Origin of the sequence: Paenibacillus sp. S29 (assembly GCF_049319765.1) — a bacterium.
GTDB lineage: Bacteria > Bacillota > Bacilli > Paenibacillales > Paenibacillaceae > Paenibacillus > Paenibacillus polymyxa_B.
This window is the reverse complement of record NZ_JBMOUI010000028.1, coordinates 1-21,990: the sequence shown is the minus strand read 5'-3', so window position 1 is coordinate 21,990 and position 21,990 is coordinate 1. Positions and strand designations below refer to the sequence as shown.

Below are 21,990 nucleotides of genomic sequence, written 5' to 3'. Positions count from 1 at the left end.
GGACCCTAGTTTTTAGACCACTAAGACAGTTTTAAACCCCCTGCAAAAAAACAGGGGGTTTCTCGACAGCCTGAGAACCTCCACAGAGGTTCTCTTTATCCTTTATATCGCTGCTACAGCAATGCTTTTGACGCAATGTCCGTACGGTTTTGTTTACCTTCAAAGGTAATACGATCCGCCTGTTCGTAAGCTTTGTTCCGTGCCCCGGCAATATCACGTCCCAAGCCGACCACACCTAATACACGTCCGCCGTTCGTTACCCACTCGCCCTGTTCGTTGATGCCCGTTCCAGCATGGAACACGATAGCTTCGTCTACCTGTTCCAATCCGTGGATAGGTACACCTTTAGCGTAAGCTCCAGGATAACCTCCAGATGCCAGCACCACACATACCGCCGCTTCATCCTTCCACTCGATCTCCACCTGATCCAGCGTGCCATTTATAGCAGCAAGAAAAATATCGAGCAGATCGGATTTTAAACGAGGCAGAACCACTTGAGTTTCCGGATCACCGAAACGTGCATTAAACTCAATGGTCTTTGGCTTGCCATCCGGCGAAATCATCAATCCGGCAAATAATACACCTCGGAATGGACGCCCTTCAGCAACCATGGCCTTGGCCGTCGGCTTAATAATCGTCTCAATAGCTTCCTCAATAATAGAATTGGCTATGTGAGGCAACGGAGAATACGTACCCATGCCACCTGTATTCGGCCCTTTGTCACCATCAAAAATGGGCTTGTGGTCTTGGGCCGCGGCCATCGGACGAACCGTTTCACCGTCGACAAAGGAGAGAATCGACATTTCCTGGCCAGCCAGAAACTCCTCGATCACGACCTGTGCCCCGGCTTCACCAAACACCTTGGTCACCATAATGTCGGAGAGAGCCTTTTCCGCTTCCTCCATCGAGTAAGCGACCGTTACCCCTTTACCTGCCGCGAGTCCGTCTGCCTTAATGACAACCGGAATCGGTTGTTCCTTCAAGTATGCATATGCTTCCTCATAAGTATAAAACTTGCGATAGGTTGCTGTCGGAATATGATATTTATGAAGCAAATCCTTCATGAAGATTTTGCTACCTTCAATTTCCGCTGCATTTTTACGCGGTCCGAATACTGGAATGCCTTTCGCTTCAAAAGCATCCACAATACCATCTGCCAGCGGATCATCGGGACCAACCACGACAAGTCCTACCTTTTTGGATTCCGCCAGCTCTGTTAGCGCGTCAAAGTCACTCACCGGAATCGGCACGCACTCCGCTAACTGTCCGATACCAGCATTGCCTGGTGCGCAATAGATTTGCCCAGCCTTGGGGCTTTTCTTCAGCGCCCATACAATTGCATGTTCGCGGCCGCCCCCTCCGACAACCAAAATATCCATTCAGGTGATTCCTCCGCTCCCATTAAGATTGTTCAGGTGAAAATGCTGCTGCATCCTCAACTCATACAAGTTAGTGCTTGAAATGACGTACGCCTGTAAAGACCATGGCAATGCCGTATTCGTTAGCAACCTTGATGGACTCTTCGTCTTTGATGGAGCCGCCCGGCTGAATAACTGCTGTGATGCCTGCTTTAGCTGCCAACTCCAACGTATCGCCCATCGGGAAAAATGCATCGGATGCCAGTACGGCACCTTTTGCTTTGTCACCGGCCTGCTCGATAGCAATCTTGGCCGCACCGACACGGTTCATTTGTCCTGCGCCTACGCCAATGGTCATATTATCTGCCGCCAGTACGATGGCGTTGGATTTCACATGCTTAACCACTTTCCAGCTAAACAAAAGCTGTTTCAGTTCTTCCTCGGATGGTGCCCGCTCTGTTACAACTGTAAGTGCATCCGAGTCTACAGCGTGAATGTCATTTTGCTGAACTACCATACCCCCTTCAATGGAAGTCACGACGAAACGGCTCTCTGCCTGTTCAGACCGGGAAAGCTCACCCAGATCAAGCAAGCGAATATTTTTCTTTTTCGTTAAAATCTCCAATGCTTCTTTCGTAAAGCCCGGTGCCAGTACAATTTCCAAAAAGATCTCACTCAGTTTATTCGCTGTATCACCATCAATAATCCGATTAGCCGCTACGATGCCACCGAAAATCGAGGTTGGATCAGCTGCATACGCCTTGCTGTACGCTTCATAAATACTTCCGCCAATTCCCACACCGCAAGGATTCATATGCTTAACTGCTACTACGGTAGGTTCGCTGAATTCTTTGACGATTTGCAAAGCGGCATTAGCATCATTGATGTTATTGTAAGACAGCTCTTTGCCGTGAAGTTGTTTCGCTGTTGTCAGCGTACCCTTTGCCGCCAATGGCTCACGGTAAAATGCCGCCTGCTGATGTGGATTTTCGCCATAACGCAAATCCTGAATTTTTTCATAGGTTACAGTGTAACGCTCAGGCAACGGCTCGCCTGTCACATTCGACAAATAATCGGATATCAAAGCGTCGTATGACGCCGTATGACGGAAAACTTTTGCGGCCAAACGCTTACGGGTATTCAGTTCCGTATCGCCATCCTTACGGATCTCCTCCAACACTGTGCTATAGTCATCAGCATCGACTACCACACTGACAAAAGCATGATTTTTTGCCGCAGAACGAAGCATCGTTGGACCGCCGATGTCGATATTTTCAATCGCGTCCTCATAAGTTACACCGGGTTTGGCGATCGTTTCCGCAAAAGGATACAGATTCACAACGACCAGATCAATATAACCCAATCCAAGTTCTTTCATCTGACGCTGATGCTCTTCATTATCCCGAACAGCCAGCAAGCCGCTGTGTACCGCAGGGTGGAGTGTTTTAACACGTCCATCCATAATTTCAGGAAAACCCGTTACCTCTGAAATGCCGATGACGGGAATGCCCTCCTTCGACAACAAGCTGCTCGTTCCCCCTGTCGAAACGATCTCCACACCCAATTTGGACAACTCGCGGCAAAATTCCACGATCCCCCGCTTATCCGATACGCTGACGAGCGCTCTTTTAATACTCACCCTGTCTCCTCCTTTAGCTCTTTCAGAATTTTGCAAAATTCTCTTTTATCATTTTATTTCCCGAGAAATATCGGAAAATGCCTGTACAACATCCTTGATATGACAATGATATGACAAATTACAATCATTCTTAGAGAAGTGAAATCACTTTGCGACCATTTAATTGGATTTTACCTTGGGCCAATTTGCCAACTACCTCTGGATATAGCTGACGTTCCACGGATTGAATGGCTGCGGATAAGGATTCCGCTGTATCATGGTCGTCAACTTCCACGACACGCTGGGCAATAATGGCTCCCGTGTCCATGCCCCCGTCCACAAAATGAACGGTGACGCCACTTACCTTGACCCCATAGGTCAATGCCTGTCCAACAGCATCTTTCCCTGGAAATGCCGGAAGTAGTGACGGATGAATATTAATAATTTTTCCTGCGTAGGCATCGACCATGATACTGGATAGCAAACGCATGTAGCCAGCTAACACGATGAGATCAATCGATTTCTGCTCCAGTAAAGCCACCAATTCACGCTCATAGTCTTCTCGAGAAGGATATTCCTTGGGTCGAAAAGTATGGCACGCAATTCCAGCTTTCTGGGCTCTAGCTACGGCAGGAGCCGCAGGCTTGTCACAGATAAGCAATTCTACCGAGGCGCCGCCCAGTTCTCCTCGCGCAGCCGCATCCACCAATGACTGAAAATTCGTCCCTTCGCCTGATGCAAAAACAGCAATCCGGTACTCGTTCATTACACCTCTGCTCCCGTAAAGGTCACGATAGAACTGCCTTCCGTTACTTTTCCGATCACATATGCGGCTTCGCCCTGTTCCTTCAGAACTTCCAGTGCAGTCTGTGCATGCTCTTCGCCTACAACGATTACCATCCCAATTCCCATATTAAAGGTTGTGAACATGTCTTTGTTGGAGATTGCGCCTTTTTCCTGCATGAGCTGGAAGATTGGCAAAATCGGCCAAGTGCCGTATTCTATATCCACATTGACGTGATCCGGTAACACTCTAGGGATATTTTCAATAAAACCGCCACCTGTGATATGCGCCATGCCTTTTACTTTTACCTTGTCCAGCAATGCCAAAACGGATTTCACGTAAATTTTCGTCGGCTCCAGCAGTACATCGCCCAGTTTGCCGTTCAAGCCTTCGATTTCATCATGCAAATCATAACCCTGCTGTTCCAATAACAGCTTGCGCACCAGGGAGAAGCCGTTACTGTGAACTCCACTGGAGGCCAGACCGATCACTGTATCTCCGGGAGCAATGGAGCTACCGTTGATAATTTTGCTTTTATCTACAATCCCTACCGTGAATCCGGCAATATCATATTCACCCTCGCTATACATCCCTGGCATTTCTGCGGTTTCACCGCCGACCAGCGCACAGCCCGATTGATGGCATCCCTCTGCGATTCCAGCGACTATAGCTTCAATTTTCTCGGGCACAACCTTGTCACAAGCGAGGTAATCCAGAAAAAAGAGTGGCTCCGCTCCCCCGACGACAATGTCGTTTACACACATCGCAACCGCGTCAATACCAATGGTGTCATGACGATCCATTGCGAAAGCAAGCTTTAGCTTCGTGCCGACACCATCGGTACCGGAAACGAGTACAGGCTCCTCGTACTTATCCTTATTCAGGCCGAACAATGCACCGAATCCGCCCAAGTCCGTCAGCACTTCGGGACGGAAGGTACGTTTAACGTGCTTTTTCATCCGTTCTACTGCTTCATTACCGGCAGCGATATCTACCCCTGCGTTTTTGTATGCTTCGGACATTCATGAACACTCCTTCAAATGATTGACCCTCCTAAGTCCTCCCTAGTAGGGAGGATTCCATGGGGCTGCTCCCCCTGGACCCCTCAAGAATCGGTCAGATGTGTAGGGTTGGGTGCTACTTGGTGTTGGTTCGTGCTGTGAGTCGCGTGTTGTCCTTTGTGAATTGCGGGTCATTCCCGCAATTCACAAGGACACGCTTTGGTGCGTGGCCGCCTTCACGGCGGCGGGCACGTCCCGGGCTGTTTGCTTCGCAAAGGCGGGGACGTGCCGGGCAAAGAAGTGAACGGCGCCTACGAGCGGCTCACTTCTTTGCCCATTGAGGCAGGCAGCTTCGCCTTGCCTGCTGTTGAGCTTCGCTGGCTCAACCTTATAAGAGCAGGGTGCTTTTTATGAGTCACTGCTCCGTTAAAAACTCATGGCATGAAATAGTTATGCCATGAGTTTTTAACGACCTTACCTATCCTCTTCCCGGTGGGAACCAAAGAGGTACAGGCACTGCTGCAAAATGCTGCACACCTGAGAAACGCAGCGGGTGGAAGGATTCTGGAGAAGCGAAGCGTTCGCCTTTGCCGCTGGATTCCAACCCTCTAAGGGGTTATTCCAATTCGGGAATCCAGCGGCAACAGCGATCGGAAGAACCTTCTACACGCGGAGTGGCCCCCTCAGAACCGCTTCACCTGCACCATGCGCCTGTATCTCTTTTGTTCCCTTTTCTCAACAACTACATCCGAACTTTTCTTCACCTTTGAAATCTACCTGAGTCGGGTAATCATTATCGAAACAGGCTAGGCACAAGCCGCCTTTGTAATCCTGTTCGTTATATCCACCTACAGCGGCAATCAAACCCTCGGCGCTCATAAAGTAAAGCGAATCGGCGTTAATTTCCTCACGAATTTCCTCGACGGTTTTGGATGAAGCAATCAGCTCCCGGCGATCCGGCGTGTCAATACCGTAGAAGCACGGGTTTTTGAAAGGCGGTGAGGTAATACGTACATGTACCTCCAGTGCCCCTGCATCCCGCAACATATTCACGATTCGGCGGGATGTAGTGCCCCGGACAATAGAATCGTCGATCATAATGACTCGTTTACCTTCAACAACACGTCGTACAGCGCTCAGCTTCATTTTCACACCCTGCTCGCGTAACTCCTGACTCGGCTGAATGAAGGTACGTCCAGTGTATTTATTTTTAATCATACCCAGCTCATAAGGAATACCTGTCTGCTCAGCATAACCAATCGCAGCCGAAATACTGGAATCTGGCACTCCTGTCACCAGATCTGCATCGACAAAAGCTTCCAGCGCCATCTGGCTACCCATTCTTTTGCGCGCAGCATGAAGATTGGAACCATTCAAATCACTGTCAGGACGGGCAAAATAAATATATTCCATCGCGCACAGTGCTTTACGATGCTTGCCTTCACTGTAACGGTCTTCGTGCAGACCATTTTTGTCCAACACCAACAGTTCACCCGGCTCGATATCGCGCAACAGCTCTGCCCCAATCGTTTCCAAAGCACAGGTTTCAGAAGCAAACAAATATGCATCACCTAATCTGCCCATCGTCAACGGACGCAAGCCATTGGGATCAGAGGCGACCAGCAATTTATCGTTGGTCATAATCAGAAAGGCAAATCCGCCGACAATACGCTTCAATGCATCTTTCGCGGCCTCCACTAAATCCTTGGATGATCGTGCGATCAAATGCGCCACTACTTCTGTATCGCTGGTCGTTTGAAAAATAGACCCGCCCTGCTCCAGCTCTTGCCGGATTTGCAAAGCATTCACGATATTCCCGTTCGTCGCTACTGCCAGATCGCCATCACGATACTTGAACACCAAAGGCTGTGCATTCGTTAGCTTACTGTCTCCACTTGTCGAGTAGCGCACATGTCCTATGGCAATATCGCCTGTCAGCGAAGCCATCAAATCTTTATTGAATACTTCTTTTACAAGCCCCATTCCACGATGATAATGAAACTCGTCGCCACTGCTCACACAGATGCCTGCACTTTCCTCCCCGCGATGCTGGAGTGCATGCAATCCGTAATATGCTAGGGAAGCGGCATCGGAGTGCCTATACACTCCAAACACGCCGCATTCCTCTTTTAATTTATCAAACAGCCCCTCTTTACCAGAGCCTTCATTATAATAATCTCCAGTCCACAACGTCCGTGCTGTTATTTCATCAGACATGGAATGACATCCTCCCAGATTTGCTTCAAACTGGCGACTGCCTCATTCAAAGCGGGTTGTCCGTTCACCTCAACTGTCAATTGTGACCCTTCAACTTTTCCTAATACAGTAACTGGCACTTCCAAACCACGCAGATGTGCTTCCAGAGCAGACGCTTTATCCGGCGATGCAGATAACAAAATACGGGATTGGCTTTCGCTAAACAAAGCATGGTCAGGACGCAAAGTCGTTTCTACGTTGACCTGTGCTCCCAATCCGCTGCTAATCCCAGATTCCGCAAGCGCTACAGCCAATCCTCCCTCTGCCAAATCATGCGCAGATTGTACCAATCCGCCCTGAATCGCTCCCAGTACCGCAGTCAGTAGTCTTTTCTCTACGTTCAAATCCAGCTCAGGCGGGCGTCCCTCGGATACACCGTGTACGACAGCTTGGAACTCACTGCCTCCCAGCTCGGCCTTCGTGTCCCCCACCAGGAAAATCACATCGCCTTCGGCTTTGAAGCCTTGTGTCGTAATATGATCTGTATCATGTACCAAACCTACCATACCGACAACAGGCGTCGGATAGATGGAGCCTTTAGCATTTTCATTGTACAAGCTGACATTGCCCCCGATGACAGGTGTATCCAGTACACGGCAAGCTTCTGCCATACCGTCCACGGCTTTTTCCATTTGCCAGAAAATATCTGGCTTTTCAGGGTTACCGAAGTTCAGGTTATCCGTAATTGCCAACGGCTCGCCGCCGGAGCATACAATGTTACGCGCTGCTTCGCTGACTGCAATCCGTCCGCCTACCTCTGGATCAAGGTATACATAACGTCCGTTACAATCTGTCGTCATGGCGAGTCCCTTACGAGTTCCGCGCACAGTCACAACAGCTGCATCCGATCCCGGACGAACGGCTGTACTCGTGCGTACCATGTAGTCATACTGCTCGTATACCCATTTCTTACTGGCTACACTTGGTGATGACAGCACCTTTTTCAACGCACCGTTCAAATCCGTCACTTCTGCATAACGAAGTGTGTCAATAGCAGCATTTTGCTCATAATAAGCAGGGACTTCGGAAGGCTTGTCATAAATCGGACACTCGTCAACCAGCGCCGTCACTGGCATATCTCCGACCACTTCATTGTGATGGAACAAACGCAAACGACCGTCATCCGTCACTTTACCGACCTTTGCACAAATAACACCCCAGCGCTCGAAAATTTCCAGTGCCTGTGCTTCATCCTTAGGCTCTACTACGAACAGCATCCGTTCCTGTGATTCGGACAGCATCATTTCATAAGGTGTCATGCCCTCTTCACGCTGCGGTACCTGATCCAGATACAGCTCCAGACCGTTGCCAGCCTTACTCGCCATCTCCGCGCTGGAGCAGGTAAGTCCCGCGGCACCCATATCCTGAATACCCAGCACAATACCGCTGTCGATCAATTCCAGACATGATTCCATAACCAGCTTCTCCATAAAAGGATCGCCTACTTGAACCGCAGTCCGGTTCGCTTCAGATTCCTCTGTCAGCTCAACCGATGCGAATGTCGCTCCGTGAATCCCATCACGACCTGTCGGCGGTCCCACGTAGAACACCGGGTTACCGACCCCTTTAGCAACACCACGCTGGATTTTATCATGGTCAATCAGTCCGACACACATTGCATTGACGAGCGGATTGCCTTCGTAGCTTTCATCAAATACAACCTCGCCACCTACAGTCGGAATACCGATACAGTTCCCGTATCCCGCAATACCAGATACCACATGCTCGAACAAATATTTCACACGGTCGCTCTCCAGCTTGCCAAAACGCAGAGAGTTCAACACCGCAACTGGTCTTGCACCCATGGAGAAAATATCACGGATGATACCGCCTACCCCAGTCGCTGCCCCTTGAAAAGGCTCCACAGCCGACGGATGGTTATGGCTTTCGATTTTAAATACAACCGCTTGGTTGTCACCGATATCTACAATGCCTGCGCCCTCGCCGGGTCCCATCAGAACTCGCGGACCGCTCGTTGGAAAACGACGCAACAACGGCTTGGAGTTTTTGTAAGCACAATGCTCTGACCACATGACACTGAACACGCCTATCTCCGTATAATTGGGCTGACGTCCCATGAATTCACAGATCAACGCATATTCACTGTCCGATACACCCATCTGCTGATACAGTTTATGTTCGGCAACCTGCTCTGCCGTCGGTTCCTTAGCGGACACTTGCTGCGCCATGTCGATCCCTCCAAGCGTTCAAAATAGATGTAAACATACGTTTGCCATCATCCGTCCCGAGCAATGCGTCCACCGCGCGTTCCGGGTGGGGCATCATGCCCAGCACATTACCTTGCTCATTACAAATCCCTGCAATATCCGTCACGGAACCATTAGGATTATCTTTATACTTAAATACAATCTGATTGTTCGCCTGCAAACGAGCCAGCGTCTCATCATCACAGTAATAGTTGCCTTCACCGTGGGCGATCGGAATAATGATCTCTTCACCAGCAGCATAATCTCTTGTAAAAGGTGTTTGGTTATTCGCAACCTGCAACACCGTATCCCGGCATAGGAATTTCATCGACAGATTACGGCGTAAAGCCCCTGGCAACAACCCGGCTTCGGTCAGAATTTGAAATCCGTTGCAAATCCCTAAAATATATTTGCCCTCGGCAGCCGCTTTGGCAACTTCCTTCATCACCGGAGCAAACCGGGAAATCGCACCGCAACGCAGGTAATCCCCGTAGGAGAAGCCTCCTGGAACAAGAATACAATCATAAGGCGACAGATCCGTCGCAGTATGCCAAACATAATCGACAGGTTCACCGACCGTGTCCTCTACCGCCTTATAGCAGTCAATATCACAGTTGGAGCCCGGAAAAACCAGAACTGCAAATTTCATGGAATCAGCCCTCCAGTTCGTAGCGGTAGTCTTCAATGACCGTGTTGGCCAATAGCTTTTCGCACATCTCAATGATGCGCTTTACAGCACTCTCGCGGTCTGTTGTATCCAGATTCAATTCCATATACTTACCAATTCTGACGCTGTCCACTTCTCCGAAACCCATAGAATGTAGTGCGCCTTGCACCGCAACCCCCTGCGGGTCCAAAACGCTTTGCTTAATCGTGACATAGACTGTTGCTTTCATCATGTTCCTTCAGTTCCTCCTCCGAATGAGTGAATCCTATTGGTTGAATTATGATTACTATTTACTGTGCCGTCAGACGCCGCCAAATATCCGTATATCTTGCAGTTGTTTCTTCTACGACCTCAGCAGGCAATGGATCGGGCTTGCTATTCTTGTCCCAACCGGATGATGCCAAATAGCTTCGTACCGGCTCCTTGTCCATGCTGTCAATCTCAACATCCAGCTCATACTTTTCCTGCGCCCAAAAACGGGATGAATCTGGAGTGAAAATTTCGTCAATCAAAATCACCTTACCGTTAACAAGACCAAACTCAAACTTGCAATCGGCTAAAATAATCCCCCGCTTCTCGCAGAAAGCACGTGCAAATTCGTACAACGCCAAGCTCTTTTCCTCAAGCTCACCTGTTAGTTCAACCCCGACCAGTTCTTTCATTTGGTGAAGGGAAATGTCCTCGTCGTGTCCAACATCATTTTTTGCAGCCGGTGTAAATAATGGCTTGGGAAAGCGCTCGTTTTTACGCAGCCCCTCTGGCAATGGAATGCCGTTCACCTCACCGTTCTGCTCATACTGACGCCACCCGCCTCCGGTAATATATCCGCGCACCACACACTCAATGTCGATGCGTTCAGCCTTCAGCGTGACCATGATCCGGTCCTTCAGTAACTCTTTATTCTGTTCGTCGATCACATGCCCGAGCTTGTTCACATCAGTGTGCACGACATGGTTTTCCAACAAGTCTTTCGTCTGCTCAAACCAGAAAGCGCTGAGCTTATTCAGCACATTCCCCTTTTCGGGCACGGGTGGCTCTAACACATAATCAAAAGCCGAAATTCGGTCTGTCACCACAATCAGAAAATGCTCTCCGAGATCATACAGTTCACGCACCTTGCCTTTATACAAGAGCGGCGCCTGGATCAGACCTTCGGCAGTAGACAATGACATTTCATTACACCTCTTCCAAAAGAGTATTCCCCCTCCTAAATCCTCCCCTCGGGGAGGACCCCCAGGGCTGCTGCCCTCGGGACTCCCGCAAGGGTTGGCTTGGTGAGCGGGATGGGGGCGTTTATTATGTGGCTAGAGTGATGTGAGCGCGTTTCGCTTGATGAAGGCTTGTTCGCACAAGCTTTCATCAAGCAACGCTTTTACGTTGGTACAAAACAACGTTTTTACGCGCATGTCGCCGCAATACCATTCGGCCCGTGGCCGTAGCACGGCATGCCGTGCAGCGAGCATTGGGCTTCGCCCTGTTGTGCGCATGTGCTACGCTGCGCACGGATACGGTGGCTCAAGGCTTCGCTTCTTGAGCCTGCGCGTTCTCGGGAGGGCAGCGGCCTGTTTGCTGCGCAAATTCGGCAGCCCTCACGAGAACGTGGCCTGCGATAGAAAGCAGTGGAACACGCTTTTCCATCGCCTTTGGGGAGGTGCGGCATCTTATGTGCCGCACCTTCCCTAGTTCTGCTCCCACACGAGGGTTGGTGCTGGGTGCAGCGGAGCGGACGGAATCGTTCTGGAGAAGCGTCAGCGCTTGCCTTTGCCTCTGGATTCCAACCAATATCTGGTCTTATACAATCACAGGAATCCAGAGGCAACAGCAATCGGAAGAATGATCCGTTCGCGCAGCGGCCTCACCACGCAGCAACCTTCCCTCCTACTCCCCTAATCCCAGCTTTTTGAAGATCGTATCCACGTTCTTCAGATGCCAGGCTGGGTTGAACGCATCCTCGATTTCGTCTGCGCTGAGCACGGCAGTAATTTCCGGGGTCGCCTCGACGATTTCGCGGAACTGGCGTTGTTCTTCCCACGCCTGCATAGCACGCGGCTGCACGGTATCGTAGGCTTTTTCACGACTAAAGCCTTTGTCGATCAGCTTCGTCATAATACGGCCGGAGAATGGTACACCATACGTACGTGCCATATTGCGCTTCATATTTTCAGGGAAGACCGTCAGATTTTTCACGATATTGCCAAAACGGTTCAGCATGTAGTTCAACAGCATGGTTGCATCCGGCAGGATAATACGTTCCACAGAAGAATGCGAGATGTCGCGTTCATGCCACAGGGTTACGTTCTCATACGCAGATACCATATGCCCACGAATCACACGCGCCAGACCGGAGATGTTTTCACTGCCGATCGGATTGCGTTTATGCGGCATCGCAGAAGAACCTTTTTGACCTTTGGCAAAAGCTTCTTCCACCTCACGGAACTCACTCTTTTGCAGAGCACGGACTTCTGTAGCAAATTTGTCCAACGATGTAGCGATCAACGCTAATGTTGCCATGTATTCGGCATGACGGTCACGCTGAAGCGTCTGTGTAGAAATGGGCGCAGGCTTGGTGCCCAGCTTGCGGCATACAAATTCTTCTACAGCCGGGTCAATGTTGGCATATGTCCCAACTGCACCGGACATTTTACCGTATTGTACTTGGTCAGCCGCAAAACGAAAGCGTTCCAGATTGCGCTTCATTTCCTCGTACCACAATCCCATCTTCAGTCCGAATGTGGTCGGCTCGGCATGCACTCCATGTGTACGTCCCATCATCGGTGTATGCTTGTAAGCCAATGCCTTTTCCTTCAAAATTTCAATAAAATTCAAGATATCGCGCTCCAGGATTTCATTCGCCTGCTTTAACAGGTAGCCCAGTGCCGTATCAACTACATCTGTGGAGGTCAAGCCATAATGTACCCATTTGCGCTCGTCTCCAAGACTTTCGGATACCGTGCGGGTAAAAGCAATGACATCATGTCTTGTCTCCTGCTCAATTTCATAGATCCGTTCAATATCAAAACTTGCATTCTTACGCAGAGCCACAGTATCCTCTTTTGGAATAACCCCTAATTCCGCCCAAGCTTCACAGGCACACAGCTCTACTTCCAGCCACGCTTTAAATTTATTTTCTTCCGTCCAAATCGCTCTCATTTCCGGTCTGCTATAGCGTTCGATCATGACTATTTATTCCCCCAAATATTGGTTTGTTCAATCCATTCCAGCGCTTGTTCCGCATCCTGGCACAATAGATTAATATGTCCCATCTTTCGGCCTGGCTTGGCTTCACTTTTTCCATACAAATGCAGCTTGGGTACAACATCCAATCTTTCAGCTTCAACATCCGATTGCGCAAACCGCCGAACCACATCCTCCAAATGCTCACCTAGCACATTGACCATCACGACGGAAGTCAGCAGCTTCGTGCTGCCCAAGGGTAAACCGCAAATCGCACGTATGTGCTGCTCGAATTGCGACGTCGCGCACCCCTCCATCGTGTAATGACCGGAGTTATGCGGTCGTGGTGCTAACTCATTAACGTACAATTGTCCGTCTTCGGTGACAAACATCTCTACAGCGAGCAGTCCCACCGCACCCAGCGACTCTGCCACAGCCAGCGCCAACTTGCGTGCTTCCTCCTGGACAGGCTCTGGCACACGTGCAGGCACAATTGACGTGTGCAAAATATTGTTCACGTGAATGTTTTCGGCAGGTGGAAAGGCTTTGGCTTCACCGTTCGTACTGCGAGCTACAATCACCGAGATTTCGCAGCGAAAACGGATGAACTGTTCCAATACCAGTTCCGCACCGCCTCCTGCCAGTTGTTCGTAGGCAGCCGTGGCTTGCTCCGGTTGGCGAATGACCACTTGTCCCTTGCCATCATAACCACCGACTGCTGTCTTAAGCACACACGGTACACCCAGTTCAGCTACCGCTTGCACCATATCCGCAGAACTACTGATTTCACGATACGGAGCGACAGGGACACCAGCAGCTTCAATAGAACGCTTTTCTCTCAGACGATGCTGTGTTGTGTACAAAAGACTACTGCCTTGCGGTACGCTGGATTCCTGTTCCAAAAGCGCAGCCACACCTGCGTCCACATTTTCAAACTCATACGTGATCACATCGCACCGCTCAGCCAGCTCTCTGGCCGCATGCTCATCATCATAGGCAGCACGGATTTGTTCTGACACCTGTCCACAAGGGCTATCCGGTGCAGGGTCCAGTGTCACAAAGCGATATCCTAGATTGGTTCCGGCCAGTACAAGCATTCTTCCTAATTGCCCGCCTCCTAAAAGTCCAATCGTTGTACCAGGAGGTCGGATACGGCCTGCGGATTCACATGCCCCATTCATAGCGAGTCACTGCCTTCCAGCACCTCATCACGAATACGGTCGCGTCTCGCCAAAACCCGCTGGCTTATCTTTTCGTCAAAAGCGCCTAATATTTGTGCTGCCAGCAGCCCTGCATTTGTAGCGCCTGCCTTACCAATTGCCACAGTGGCAACCGGAATACCACCCGGCATCTGCACAATGGAGAGCAGGGAGTCCAGACCGTTCAGAGCCTTCGACTGAACAGGCACACCAATGACCGGCAATGCTGTCTTCGCAGCCACCATTCCTGGCAGATGCGCAGCCCCACCCGCTCCAGCAATAATGACCTTTAGTCCACGCCCAGCGGCCTCTTCTGCAAAACGAAACATTAAATCCGGTGTACGATGGGCTGAAACTACTTTTTTCTCATATCCGATTTCAAGCTCGTCCAGCACAGCACATGCATGCTGCATGGTGTCCCAGTCTGATGTGCTGCCCATAATGACAGCGACCTGCACTGACATGTCCTTCACTCCCTGTTTATCAATAAGCGCCAAAAATCCGGCACTCGAAAATAACGTTATTTTCAAGACACCGGACTACGAAAAAACAAACGACAGAGCTTCTTAAAGGCATGCCAAAAGCAAGCCTCTTCCACCGCATCCAATGCGGCTTCAGCCGTATGTCTCCCGTAGTCCGGAAATTTAAGGTTTCCAGGTAGAAACTTCCGGGCCATATCCCCGGCATTATACGAGTTAGCATTGTGCCTATTCCATCCCAATCGATATTCTTTACAAGTATGATCGTGGTTTGTTTCGGCTCAAACATGTGTACCTTATTAAATTGTACCTTAAGTTCATTTTTTATCGACAATACACTTCCTAGTTTAACAATTCCCTACACCTTATGTCAACTTGAAAACGAACATTAGAATAATCATACAATAGAATGTTCGTGTTTAGTGAAATCAGTACCCTTATATACCCACAGGTCAGGACTATTGTATTATATTTAGCTATCGCTCCCCTCCCCTGATAACAGCGACCGCAACGCATCCCTCTGAAAAAAAATAAAAGTCGGCACTCCCTATACAGGCAGTAAACCGACTTTTACTTTTTTATTCAGTTATTTTACGACCAGCACAGGAATACGCGCATGCTGCACCACATTGTGACTTACGCTACCCAATACAAATTCACGGATACCACCTAAACCTCGGCTACCGATCACGATCGCATCGAAGCCATTCTCATTGGCATAATCCAAAATGACTTCGGCTGGAGAACCTTGAATCAGTTCCACCTTGGCATCTACACCCTGCTCAGCAAGTCGTTTTTTAACTTCATCCGTAGTTTGTTCGGCCAAATCGTAATATTCTTTATTTATTGAAGCCGGAATTGGAGCCAAACCTTCGCCCATAAAGATCCGAGGAAAATCGAATGCCGTTACCACCTCAAGCTTCGAGGACGGTGATGCCTTGACCAATTCAGCCGCCTTTAACAAAGCCTTGTTGGATGCATCCGAACCGTCATAAGCAAGCAATACTTTTGAAAATATCATAATATGCACCTCTTCCTCATTCAGTTTATTGATTCAAAGCCTGAAATATGTATTCCTGTTGTTGTCCATTCCATGACATCACTGGATGGCTGGAATAGTCTTCTCACTCATCATTAAACTTCCCTATGAGAACCTAAACTCCTCCCCTTTACCGTAAAAAATACCCATACAGCAATGCGTTCATGAATAGCAACGCAGGAATACCTAGTCTGAAGCTCATATGCCGTGTTTTATGGCGTTTACGGTACATGGCAATTAGAACGCCTAATGCTCCCCCGATCAGGGCCAGGAAAAACAACGTCCGCTCAGGTACACGATCGCGATGTTTACGTGCTCTCTTTTTATCCTCCGACATTACCAGATAGCCTACTGCATTGATAAACAGCAGCCATACCAACAAGCCTGTCTGCAATGTCTCTCCTCCTTTTGCACACCGTACCAAGTTCAGGTATTAGGCCTTATATAGCGCTCTCCCCCTCATTATAACCCCACCCCTTTTACAGAAACAACGCCTCTTCTGACTTGGATAGCGCTTTTGCGGAAATAGTAAGGTGGCATAAGGGCGATCCCCGAGTGCATCTATTTCGTCTTAAAGGAGGAACTGCCATGGAAAGCACCCATGAATACGTTGAAAAGCTGCGAGAAAATGCAAAAAAGGCAGAACGCAACCGTAAACGAGGAAAAGGAACTCCCAGCGCCAGCTTGCCGACAAAACAGCATTCTAATAATCCTTGACCAAGGAATCTGCATTAAGCTGTATAGCCGCGTTATTAACCTAAAGTATCAACTTAACCCTGCAGCCTTTTATGCGAATTGATTACGGGGTAAACTCTATTGTTTAACTTCCACAATAACAGCAAGCAGACTCCTTATGAGATTTCTGCTTGTTGTTTTGTTTTGCAAATATCTTTTTGAAATCGATTACATTTATAATAAATAAGTTCTAAAGTCATATTTACTAACATAAGTGTTGACTAAAAACAATTTTACACTCTATAATTCGTGATATTAACGTAATTCGACAAAATATTTGTCAGTTAATCTATCATTTATATTTGAGGTTTAAGATTGGAGAGGAGCTTTATATGACTAACATGAAAAAAATGACGATGATTCCCCTGTTGGCTAGCTTTATTCTCGGTAGTACCTTATGGAGTGGTGGATTTACCGCCAACGCTGCGGCTGCGGCAGCAGCTACAACCAGCACAACTGCACCTGCTTCTACCACTACTACGTCGGACAAATCCGAAAATCCTCAAACCAATCATTTACCCAATATTAAAATACTTGCCACAGGAGGGACCATCGCAGGATCATCTTCCGTCAATACGGATACAACTGGCTACAAAGCAGGCGCGTTGGGTGTGGAAACTCTGATCAATGCCGTTCCTGAGATGAAAAGTATTGCAAATGTCAGTGGTGAGCAAGTTGTTAATGTAGGTAGCCCCGACGTTAATAATGAGATCCTCTTAAAACTTGCCAAACGCACCAATGAACTGCTTGTCAGAGACGATGTAGATGGCATTGTCATTACACATGGTACAGATACATTAGAAGAAACAGCTTATTTCCTCAATCTTGTTATCAAAAGCGATAAGCCAGTAGTTGTCGTTGGCTCTATGCGTCCAGCTACTGCCATCAGTGCTGATGGTCCCTTCAACCTTTATAATGCAGTGAAAGTCGCTGGGGCTTCGGCCTCTAAAGGTCAGGGTATACTCGTCCTGTTGAACGACCGTATCGGTGCAGCAAGATACATCACCAAAACGAACACAACAGCAGTCGATACGTTCAAGTCTGTGGAGCAGGGATACCTTGGAGCTGTTGTGGGCGATCAAGTGTACTACTACAACAAATCCACACACAAGCATACGACTTCTTCTGTATTCGACATCTCTAACCTGACTCAACTGCCACAAGTAGATATTTTATACGAATATCAAAACAATGGTCGCTATCTGTATGATGCAGCCGTAGCAGCTGGTGCCAAGGGTATTGTCGTAGCTGGTTCCGGTAATGGCTCCTTGTCCAAGACCTCCTCAGAAGGCGCAGAGGCCGCTGGTAAAAAAGGAGTGATCATTGCCCGCTCCAGCCGCGTGGGAAGTGGAGTGGTGTCCCCGTCAACAAAAGACGCGGCATCGAACTTTGTATCGACCGATTCGCTTAATCCGCAAAAAGCACGGATTTTGCTCATGCTTGCTTTGACCCAAACACACGATGTTAACCAAATTCAATCTTTTTTTAATGAATACTAAAAGTAGTTATCTCAAATCAAATAAATCAACATTCTATTATGAAAAAGAAGCAGCGATTACGGTTAACCACCGTAACTGCTGCTTCTTTTTTTTGCGAGACAGGTCTAGCATAGTAACTACTTCATCTGACGATCAATCGTCTTGGTTCTATACAGTAATTCGTTGTCCCTCCCACGCAGCATCAAGACTGCTGTTTGGGAATCCCATTCAAGCTTGGAGGATATTTCGCTTGCTTCTCTGGATGAGCTGCAATTTCCTCCTCCAGTATGCTTGATTTATTTTGCTGATTATTGATTTTAAGCGGTTTATGTTTGGGCATAAATACTCACCTCCTCGGCTTACCATGCCAAGGAGTGATCGTTTTTATACCGACGTATACCTGCTGATTATGTGACTGTAGCACTTTTGGTCATCCGTTATTTGCCCTGCTATTTGCCCTGCTTTTGTTCCATCGCTGCTTTAAGCAAATCACCCAAACTGGAGCCAAAAGATTCCTGCTTTTCAAATTGTCTTACTAGCTTTTGCTGTTCCCGTTTGTTTACCCGCTGCTTGTCCTTATCCAACGTCTCGGTAATGCCACAGGGCAGGCATCTTACATACAATCCTGCTTTGCCCTCTTTCATTTCCATTTTCTTATGACACTGCGGGCAACGTCGATTGGACAAACGTTTTTCCCCTGAACGACGGTAACCGCAATCCGCACTTGGACATACAAGGAACTTGCCTTTCTTGCCCTTCTTCTCCAATAGCTTTGTACCACAATCTGGGCAATGACTATTCGTCACATTATGGGGCTTGTACTCCGCACTGCTATTTTTCACAGTGGAAACCAGCTCTTTCGCCATAGCACGAATAGAATTCAAAAACGGTTCCGGTTGTCCTTGACCACGAGCAATCCGTTCCAGCTCCGCTTCCCAACGTGCCGTCAATTCGGGCGTTCGAAGCTGTGGAGCCGCCAGTTCAATCAATTGCTTACCTTTCCCGGTTGGATGCATCACGTTCCCCTGACGCTCAATCGTATCCGAGCTGACAAGCTTCTCAATCAGATCTGCACGGGTAGCAGGAGTACCCAGTCCATGCTTTTCCATCTGAGCGAGCAGGGCTGCTTCTGTATACCGCTTCGGCGGCATCGTTCGCCCAGCTCGTACAAGGCAACGCTGTAACCGGACGGAATCTCCTTTTTGCAGCTCAGGTAAAATAACGCCTCGTCCATTGTTTTCCCGATCCTCTGCTTCTTCATCATCCATATCATAATGGTTCGCGTCATATACAGCACGCCATCCGCTATCTTTTACCGTTGTGCCTTTTACCTGAAACGTCTCCTGCTCCACCGTTACTGATACGGCTACAGCATCATAACGTGCAGGTGGATAGAATAGACTGATAAAACGTCGTGCAATCAGATCATACAGCTTCCGTTCCTCAGGGCTCAACTGATTAAGCAATAATGTCTGCTCAGTAGGAATAATCGCATGATGATCCGTGACTTTACTGTCATCCACAATTCGCTTTGTGATTGGTAAGTTGTTACGCAATAGCGGACGTGCCAAGGAAGCATACGGACCTACTGCTACACTACTGAGCCTTTCCTTAAGTGTATCCACCATATCGGATGTCAGATAACGGCTATCTGTACGTGGATAGGTCACCAGCTTATGCTGCTCATACAGACGCTGAAGCAGATTAGATGTCTGTTTAGCCGAAAAGTTATAGCGCTGATTAGCATCTCTTTGCAGCTCCGTTAAATCATACGCTAGCGGGTGAGGCTCGTTCTTTTCGCTCTTTTTAACACTGGCAACTGTGCCTTTGGCCCCCTCAAGTCTACGGCGCAAAGCCTCTGCTTGAGTGCGGTCAAACATGCGTGAATCCCCGCTTTCTGCCCGCCAAGTTGCCTGAAAATCGCCAAAATCCGCCGTCAGAGTATCATATTCCTGAGAACGGAATTCGGTAATTTCCTTCTCACGCTCCATAATCATCCCCAGTGTTGGTGTCTGCACTCTTCCAGCCGAAAGTTGGGCGTTATAACGACAAGTCAACGCGCGAGTTACATTGAGACCAATCATCCAGTCTGCTTCAGCTCTACAGCGAGCCGATTCATATAAACGATCAAACTGCTGACCAGGCAATAGCTTTGCGAAACCTGCCTTAATCGCCTTGTCCGTCTGCGAGGAGATCCATAAGCGCCGGAAGGGCTTTTTCCAGTTTGCCATTTGGATGATCCAGCGTGCCAACAATTCTCCTTCGCGGGCAGCATCTGTTGCCACGATAAGCTCTCCAATGTCCTGCCGCTTCATGAGCTGCTGCACAGCTTTGAACTGATGATTACTTTCGCGCAGCACCTTTAACTTTGAACTCTTCGGAAGAATAGGCAGGTCCTCCAAATTCCAGGTCGCATACTTAGAATCGTAATCCTCTGGCTCTGCTAAGCCGACCAAATGTCCCAGTGCCCACGTCACCACGTACTGGGGTCCTTCTATATAACTTTTATGCTTCTCGCGGCTACCCATCACACGTGCAATCTCTCTGGCCACGGACGGTTTTTCTGCCAATACCAGTACCTTCATGTTACGCTCCTTTCTCTCATAGTGTTAATTATACCATCCTGCCAACTTACGATAAATTCTAATGCCAACGGCTCTTAATTAACATGATCGTACATACTAGTGCTATTGCTTCTACATGGGTTAGAATAACTTACAAATCAGGCACACTCCATTTTAATAGCAGACCCGCATAGGTGAGGCCTCCCCCAAATCCATATAACAACACATGTTGTCCATACCGTAAACGCCCATCATCCAAACCACACTGCAAAGCCAACGGGATGGATGCCGCAGATGTATTACCATACAATTCTACGCTTGTCAGCGTTTTTTCCAAAGGTACTGTACTTCTTTCACATATGGACTCGATCATTCTCAAATTAGCGCTATGAGGTACAAACCAATCAAGATCCGCCTTCTTCATATTTGCCTTATCCAATAATCGTTCGATTCCCGTTGGGACAGAGCGAACAGCCCATTTATAAACCTCTCGTCCATTTTGAGCAATAAATCCATGGTCTTGCAGCTTCTCTCCATCCAAATGATCAGATAATCCCACACGGTAAAGATGTGCTCCCCCTTGCCCATAGGTACCTATATCTGAAGTTAAAAATGCTCCTTCATCCTCGTCATATTCAACAAGTGCAACTCCTGCACCATCTCCAAAAAGTATGCACGTCGTCCGATCCGTATAATCTGTAATTTTGGACAACGTTTCGGCTCCTACTACCAGCACCTTACGATGCAGACCACTCGTAATAAGGCCATTTGCCAAATGAAGTCCATAGGAAAAACCTGCACATGCTGCACTAACATCTATTGACCCTGTGTTTGGAATATCAAAATGAGCCTGAATACGTGAAGCCGTGCTTGGAAAGTAGTAATCAGGTGTACTCGTCGCTACAATGATCATCTCAACATCGTTTATATTTACGTCATACAGGTTAATCATACGAGTAATAGCTTGTATACATAAATCAGATACATATTGATCTTCAGCCGCAATGCGTCTTTCATGCATACCCGTTCTCTGTACAATCCACTCGTTACTCGTATCCACAAGCTTCTCCAAGTCAGCGTTCGTCAAAATCCGTTCAGGTACATAAGTGCCAAAGGCCGTAAGCTTAGCTTTTGAATTCAACAATCTGATCACTCTCCTTTGTAATCCTTATTCATATTATAACACCAGATACTAATACCTGGTACTAAATTATTTTAAAACCGTCTTCTTATTTATTAGTTAATATCCACTTATCCAGTTGAACTTATAACAACCTCACTTTAAATAAAATTCCAGTGCTTTATAACGCAAAAAAGAGACCAAGATCTTCAGAAGATCTTGGTCTCTTTTACTTTTTGCTTGGCGACGTCCTACTCTCCCAGGACCCTGCGGTCCAAGTACCATCGGCGCTGGAGGGCTTAACGGTCGTG

At 48.2% G+C, this 21,990-nt stretch carries 20 protein-coding genes and 1 riboswitch; of the genes, 3 read left to right on the top strand and 17 right to left on the bottom strand.

The window, feature by feature from the left end; translation table 11 throughout:
• Positions 1-113: 113 nt before the first annotated feature.
• From purD to purM, 4 genes are all read right to left on the bottom strand, one after another.
• Positions 114-1,379: a phosphoribosylamine--glycine ligase gene (purD, locus tag ACL9RM_RS25815; protein WP_250267466.1), complete on the bottom strand. Its 1,266-nt coding sequence runs from the start codon at positions 1,377-1,379 to the stop codon at positions 114-116.
• A gap of 70 nt (positions 1,380-1,449) precedes the next feature.
• Positions 1,450-2,997, bottom strand: a complete 1,548-nt coding sequence (purH, locus tag ACL9RM_RS25810) for a bifunctional phosphoribosylaminoimidazolecarboxamide formyltransferase/IMP cyclohydrolase (RefSeq protein WP_013308804.1) — start codon at positions 2,995-2,997, stop codon at positions 1,450-1,452.
• A 130-nt stretch (positions 2,998-3,127) separates the two neighbouring features.
• A complete protein-coding gene (gene purN, locus ACL9RM_RS25805; protein WP_250259396.1) occupies positions 3,128-3,742 on the bottom strand; it encodes a phosphoribosylglycinamide formyltransferase in 615 nt (204 codons plus the stop codon).
• Complete coding sequence (purM, locus tag ACL9RM_RS25800; protein WP_061832069.1) at positions 3,742-4,782, bottom strand: phosphoribosylformylglycinamidine cyclo-ligase; 1,041 nt, start codon at positions 4,780-4,782, stop codon at positions 3,742-3,744. The genes purN and purM overlap by 1 nt, the downstream gene beginning before the upstream one ends.
• 243 nt (positions 4,783-5,025) lie before the next feature.
• On the opposite strand from purM, the gene ACL9RM_RS25795 reads away from it, so the two are divergent.
• A complete protein-coding gene (locus tag ACL9RM_RS25795) occupies positions 5,026-5,175 on the top strand; it encodes a hypothetical protein (RefSeq protein ID WP_250267465.1) in 150 nt (49 codons plus the stop codon).
• Positions 5,176-5,496: 321 nt separating this feature from the next.
• On the opposite strand, the gene purF is transcribed toward ACL9RM_RS25795, so the two are convergent.
• The 10 genes from purF to ACL9RM_RS25745 all read right to left on the bottom strand — a co-directional run bounded on the left by purF (position 5,497) and on the right by ACL9RM_RS25745 (position 16,176).
• Positions 5,497-6,978: an amidophosphoribosyltransferase gene (gene purF / locus ACL9RM_RS25790; protein ID WP_069291121.1), complete on the bottom strand. Its 1,482-nt coding sequence runs from the start codon at positions 6,976-6,978 to the stop codon at positions 5,497-5,499.
• Positions 6,963-9,206 (bottom strand): phosphoribosylformylglycinamidine synthase subunit PurL, encoded by a 2,244-nt coding sequence (gene purL, locus ACL9RM_RS25785; protein ID WP_165179505.1) that lies wholly within the window; start codon positions 9,204-9,206, stop codon positions 6,963-6,965. The genes purF and purL overlap by 16 nt, the downstream gene beginning before the upstream one ends.
• Positions 9,184-9,873, bottom strand: a complete 690-nt coding sequence (purQ, locus tag ACL9RM_RS25780; RefSeq protein ID WP_165179506.1) for a phosphoribosylformylglycinamidine synthase subunit PurQ — start codon at positions 9,871-9,873, stop codon at positions 9,184-9,186. The genes purL and purQ overlap by 23 nt, the downstream gene beginning before the upstream one ends.
• 4 nt (positions 9,874-9,877) lie before the next feature.
• On the bottom strand, positions 9,878-10,123 hold the full coding sequence (purS, locus tag ACL9RM_RS25775; protein ID WP_250259398.1) for a phosphoribosylformylglycinamidine synthase subunit PurS: 246 nt from the start codon (positions 10,121-10,123) through the stop codon (positions 9,878-9,880).
• A gap of 58 nt (positions 10,124-10,181) precedes the next feature.
• Positions 10,182-11,063 (bottom strand): phosphoribosylaminoimidazolesuccinocarboxamide synthase, encoded by an 882-nt coding sequence (locus ACL9RM_RS25770; protein WP_061832063.1) that lies wholly within the window; start codon positions 11,061-11,063, stop codon positions 10,182-10,184.
• Between the two features lie 706 nt (positions 11,064-11,769).
• Positions 11,770-13,068 carry an adenylosuccinate lyase gene (purB, locus tag ACL9RM_RS25765; protein ID WP_013308794.1) on the bottom strand — a complete coding sequence of 433 codons (1,299 nt, stop codon included), beginning with the start codon at positions 13,066-13,068 and terminating at the stop codon, positions 11,770-11,772.
• A 2-nt stretch (positions 13,069-13,070) separates the two neighbouring features.
• Positions 13,071-14,246, bottom strand: coding sequence for a 5-(carboxyamino)imidazole ribonucleotide synthase (gene purK / locus ACL9RM_RS25760; protein WP_250267464.1), 1,176 nt, complete (start codon positions 14,244-14,246; stop codon positions 13,071-13,073).
• Positions 14,243-14,728, bottom strand: a complete 486-nt coding sequence (gene purE / locus ACL9RM_RS25755; RefSeq protein WP_013308792.1) for a 5-(carboxyamino)imidazole ribonucleotide mutase — start codon at positions 14,726-14,728, stop codon at positions 14,243-14,245. The genes purK and purE overlap by 4 nt, the downstream gene beginning before the upstream one ends.
• 148 nt (positions 14,729-14,876) lie before the next feature.
• Positions 14,877-14,978: riboswitch (purine riboswitch) on the bottom strand.
• A gap of 351 nt (positions 14,979-15,329) precedes the next feature.
• On the bottom strand, positions 15,330-15,764 hold the full coding sequence (locus ACL9RM_RS25750) for a universal stress protein (RefSeq protein ID WP_061832065.1): 435 nt from the start codon (positions 15,762-15,764) through the stop codon (positions 15,330-15,332).
• 148 nt (positions 15,765-15,912) lie between these two features.
• Positions 15,913-16,176, bottom strand: a complete 264-nt coding sequence (locus ACL9RM_RS25745; RefSeq protein ID WP_025719814.1) for a DUF1294 domain-containing protein — start codon at positions 16,174-16,176, stop codon at positions 15,913-15,915.
• 194 nt (positions 16,177-16,370) lie between these two features.
• Here ACL9RM_RS25745 and ACL9RM_RS25740 point away from each other — a divergent pair, with 194 nt between their 5' ends.
• Both ACL9RM_RS25740 and ACL9RM_RS25735 read left to right on the top strand, forming a co-directional pair.
• Positions 16,371-16,499, top strand: coding sequence for a DUF4023 family protein (locus ACL9RM_RS25740; protein ID WP_081112528.1), 129 nt, complete (start codon positions 16,371-16,373; stop codon positions 16,497-16,499).
• 350 nt (positions 16,500-16,849) lie between these two features.
• Complete coding sequence (locus ACL9RM_RS25735; RefSeq protein WP_061832066.1) at positions 16,850-18,016, top strand: type II asparaginase; 1,167 nt, start codon at positions 16,850-16,852, stop codon at positions 18,014-18,016.
• Positions 18,017-18,197: 181 nt separating this feature from the next.
• On the opposite strand, the gene ACL9RM_RS25730 is transcribed toward ACL9RM_RS25735, so the two are convergent.
• From ACL9RM_RS25730 to ACL9RM_RS25720, 3 genes are all read right to left on the bottom strand, one after another.
• Positions 18,198-18,335 (bottom strand): hypothetical protein, encoded by a 138-nt coding sequence (locus ACL9RM_RS25730; RefSeq protein ID WP_016819760.1) that lies wholly within the window; start codon positions 18,333-18,335, stop codon positions 18,198-18,200.
• Between the two features lie 109 nt (positions 18,336-18,444).
• Entirely contained in the window at positions 18,445-20,580 is a 2,136-nt protein-coding gene (locus ACL9RM_RS25725) for a DNA topoisomerase III (protein ID WP_250267463.1), read from the bottom strand.
• Positions 20,581-20,710: 130 nt separating this feature from the next.
• Positions 20,711-21,703, bottom strand: coding sequence for a ketoacyl-ACP synthase III (locus ACL9RM_RS25720; RefSeq protein ID WP_061832068.1), 993 nt, complete (start codon positions 21,701-21,703; stop codon positions 20,711-20,713).
• Positions 21,704-21,990 lie beyond the last annotated feature (287 nt).

Coding starts and splice junctions, on each gene's coding strand:
- ACL9RM_RS25730 (WP_016819760.1), bottom strand. CDS start 18,335: ATGCCCAAACATAAACCGCTTAAAATCAATAATCAGCAAAATAAATCA.
- ACL9RM_RS25725 (WP_250267463.1), bottom strand. CDS start 20,580: ATGAAGGTACTGGTATTGGCAGAAAAACCGTCCGTGGCCAGAGAGATT.
- purE (WP_013308792.1), bottom strand. CDS start 14,728: ATGTCAGTGCAGGTCGCTGTCATTATGGGCAGCACATCAGACTGGGAC.
- purM (WP_061832069.1), bottom strand. CDS start 4,782: ATGTCCGAAGCATACAAAAACGCAGGGGTAGATATCGCTGCCGGTAAT.
- purL (WP_165179505.1), bottom strand. CDS start 9,206: ATGGCGCAGCAAGTGTCCGCTAAGGAACCGACGGCAGAGCAGGTTGCC.
- ACL9RM_RS25770 (WP_061832063.1), bottom strand. CDS start 11,063: ATGTCATTGTCTACTGCCGAAGGTCTGATCCAGGCGCCGCTCTTGTAT.
- purN (WP_250259396.1), bottom strand. CDS start 3,742: ATGAACGAGTACCGGATTGCTGTTTTTGCATCAGGCGAAGGGACGAAT.
- purF (WP_069291121.1), bottom strand. CDS start 6,978: ATGTCTGATGAAATAACAGCACGGACGTTGTGGACTGGAGATTATTAT.
- purD (WP_250267466.1), bottom strand. CDS start 1,379: ATGGATATTTTGGTTGTCGGAGGGGGCGGCCGCGAACATGCAATTGTA.
- purK (WP_250267464.1), bottom strand. CDS start 14,246: ATGAATGGGGCATGTGAATCCGCAGGCCGTATCCGACCTCCTGGTACA.
- purS (WP_250259398.1), bottom strand. CDS start 10,123: ATGATGAAAGCAACAGTCTATGTCACGATTAAGCAAAGCGTTTTGGAC.
- ACL9RM_RS25740 (WP_081112528.1), top strand. CDS start 16,371: ATGGAAAGCACCCATGAATACGTTGAAAAGCTGCGAGAAAATGCAAAA.
- ACL9RM_RS25735 (WP_061832066.1), top strand. CDS start 16,850: ATGACTAACATGAAAAAAATGACGATGATTCCCCTGTTGGCTAGCTTT.
- purB (WP_013308794.1), bottom strand. CDS start 13,068: ATGATCGAACGCTATAGCAGACCGGAAATGAGAGCGATTTGGACGGAA.
- ACL9RM_RS25750 (WP_061832065.1), bottom strand. CDS start 15,764: ATGATATTTTCAAAAGTATTGCTTGCTTATGACGGTTCGGATGCATCC.
- purQ (WP_165179506.1), bottom strand. CDS start 9,873: ATGAAATTTGCAGTTCTGGTTTTTCCGGGCTCCAACTGTGATATTGAC.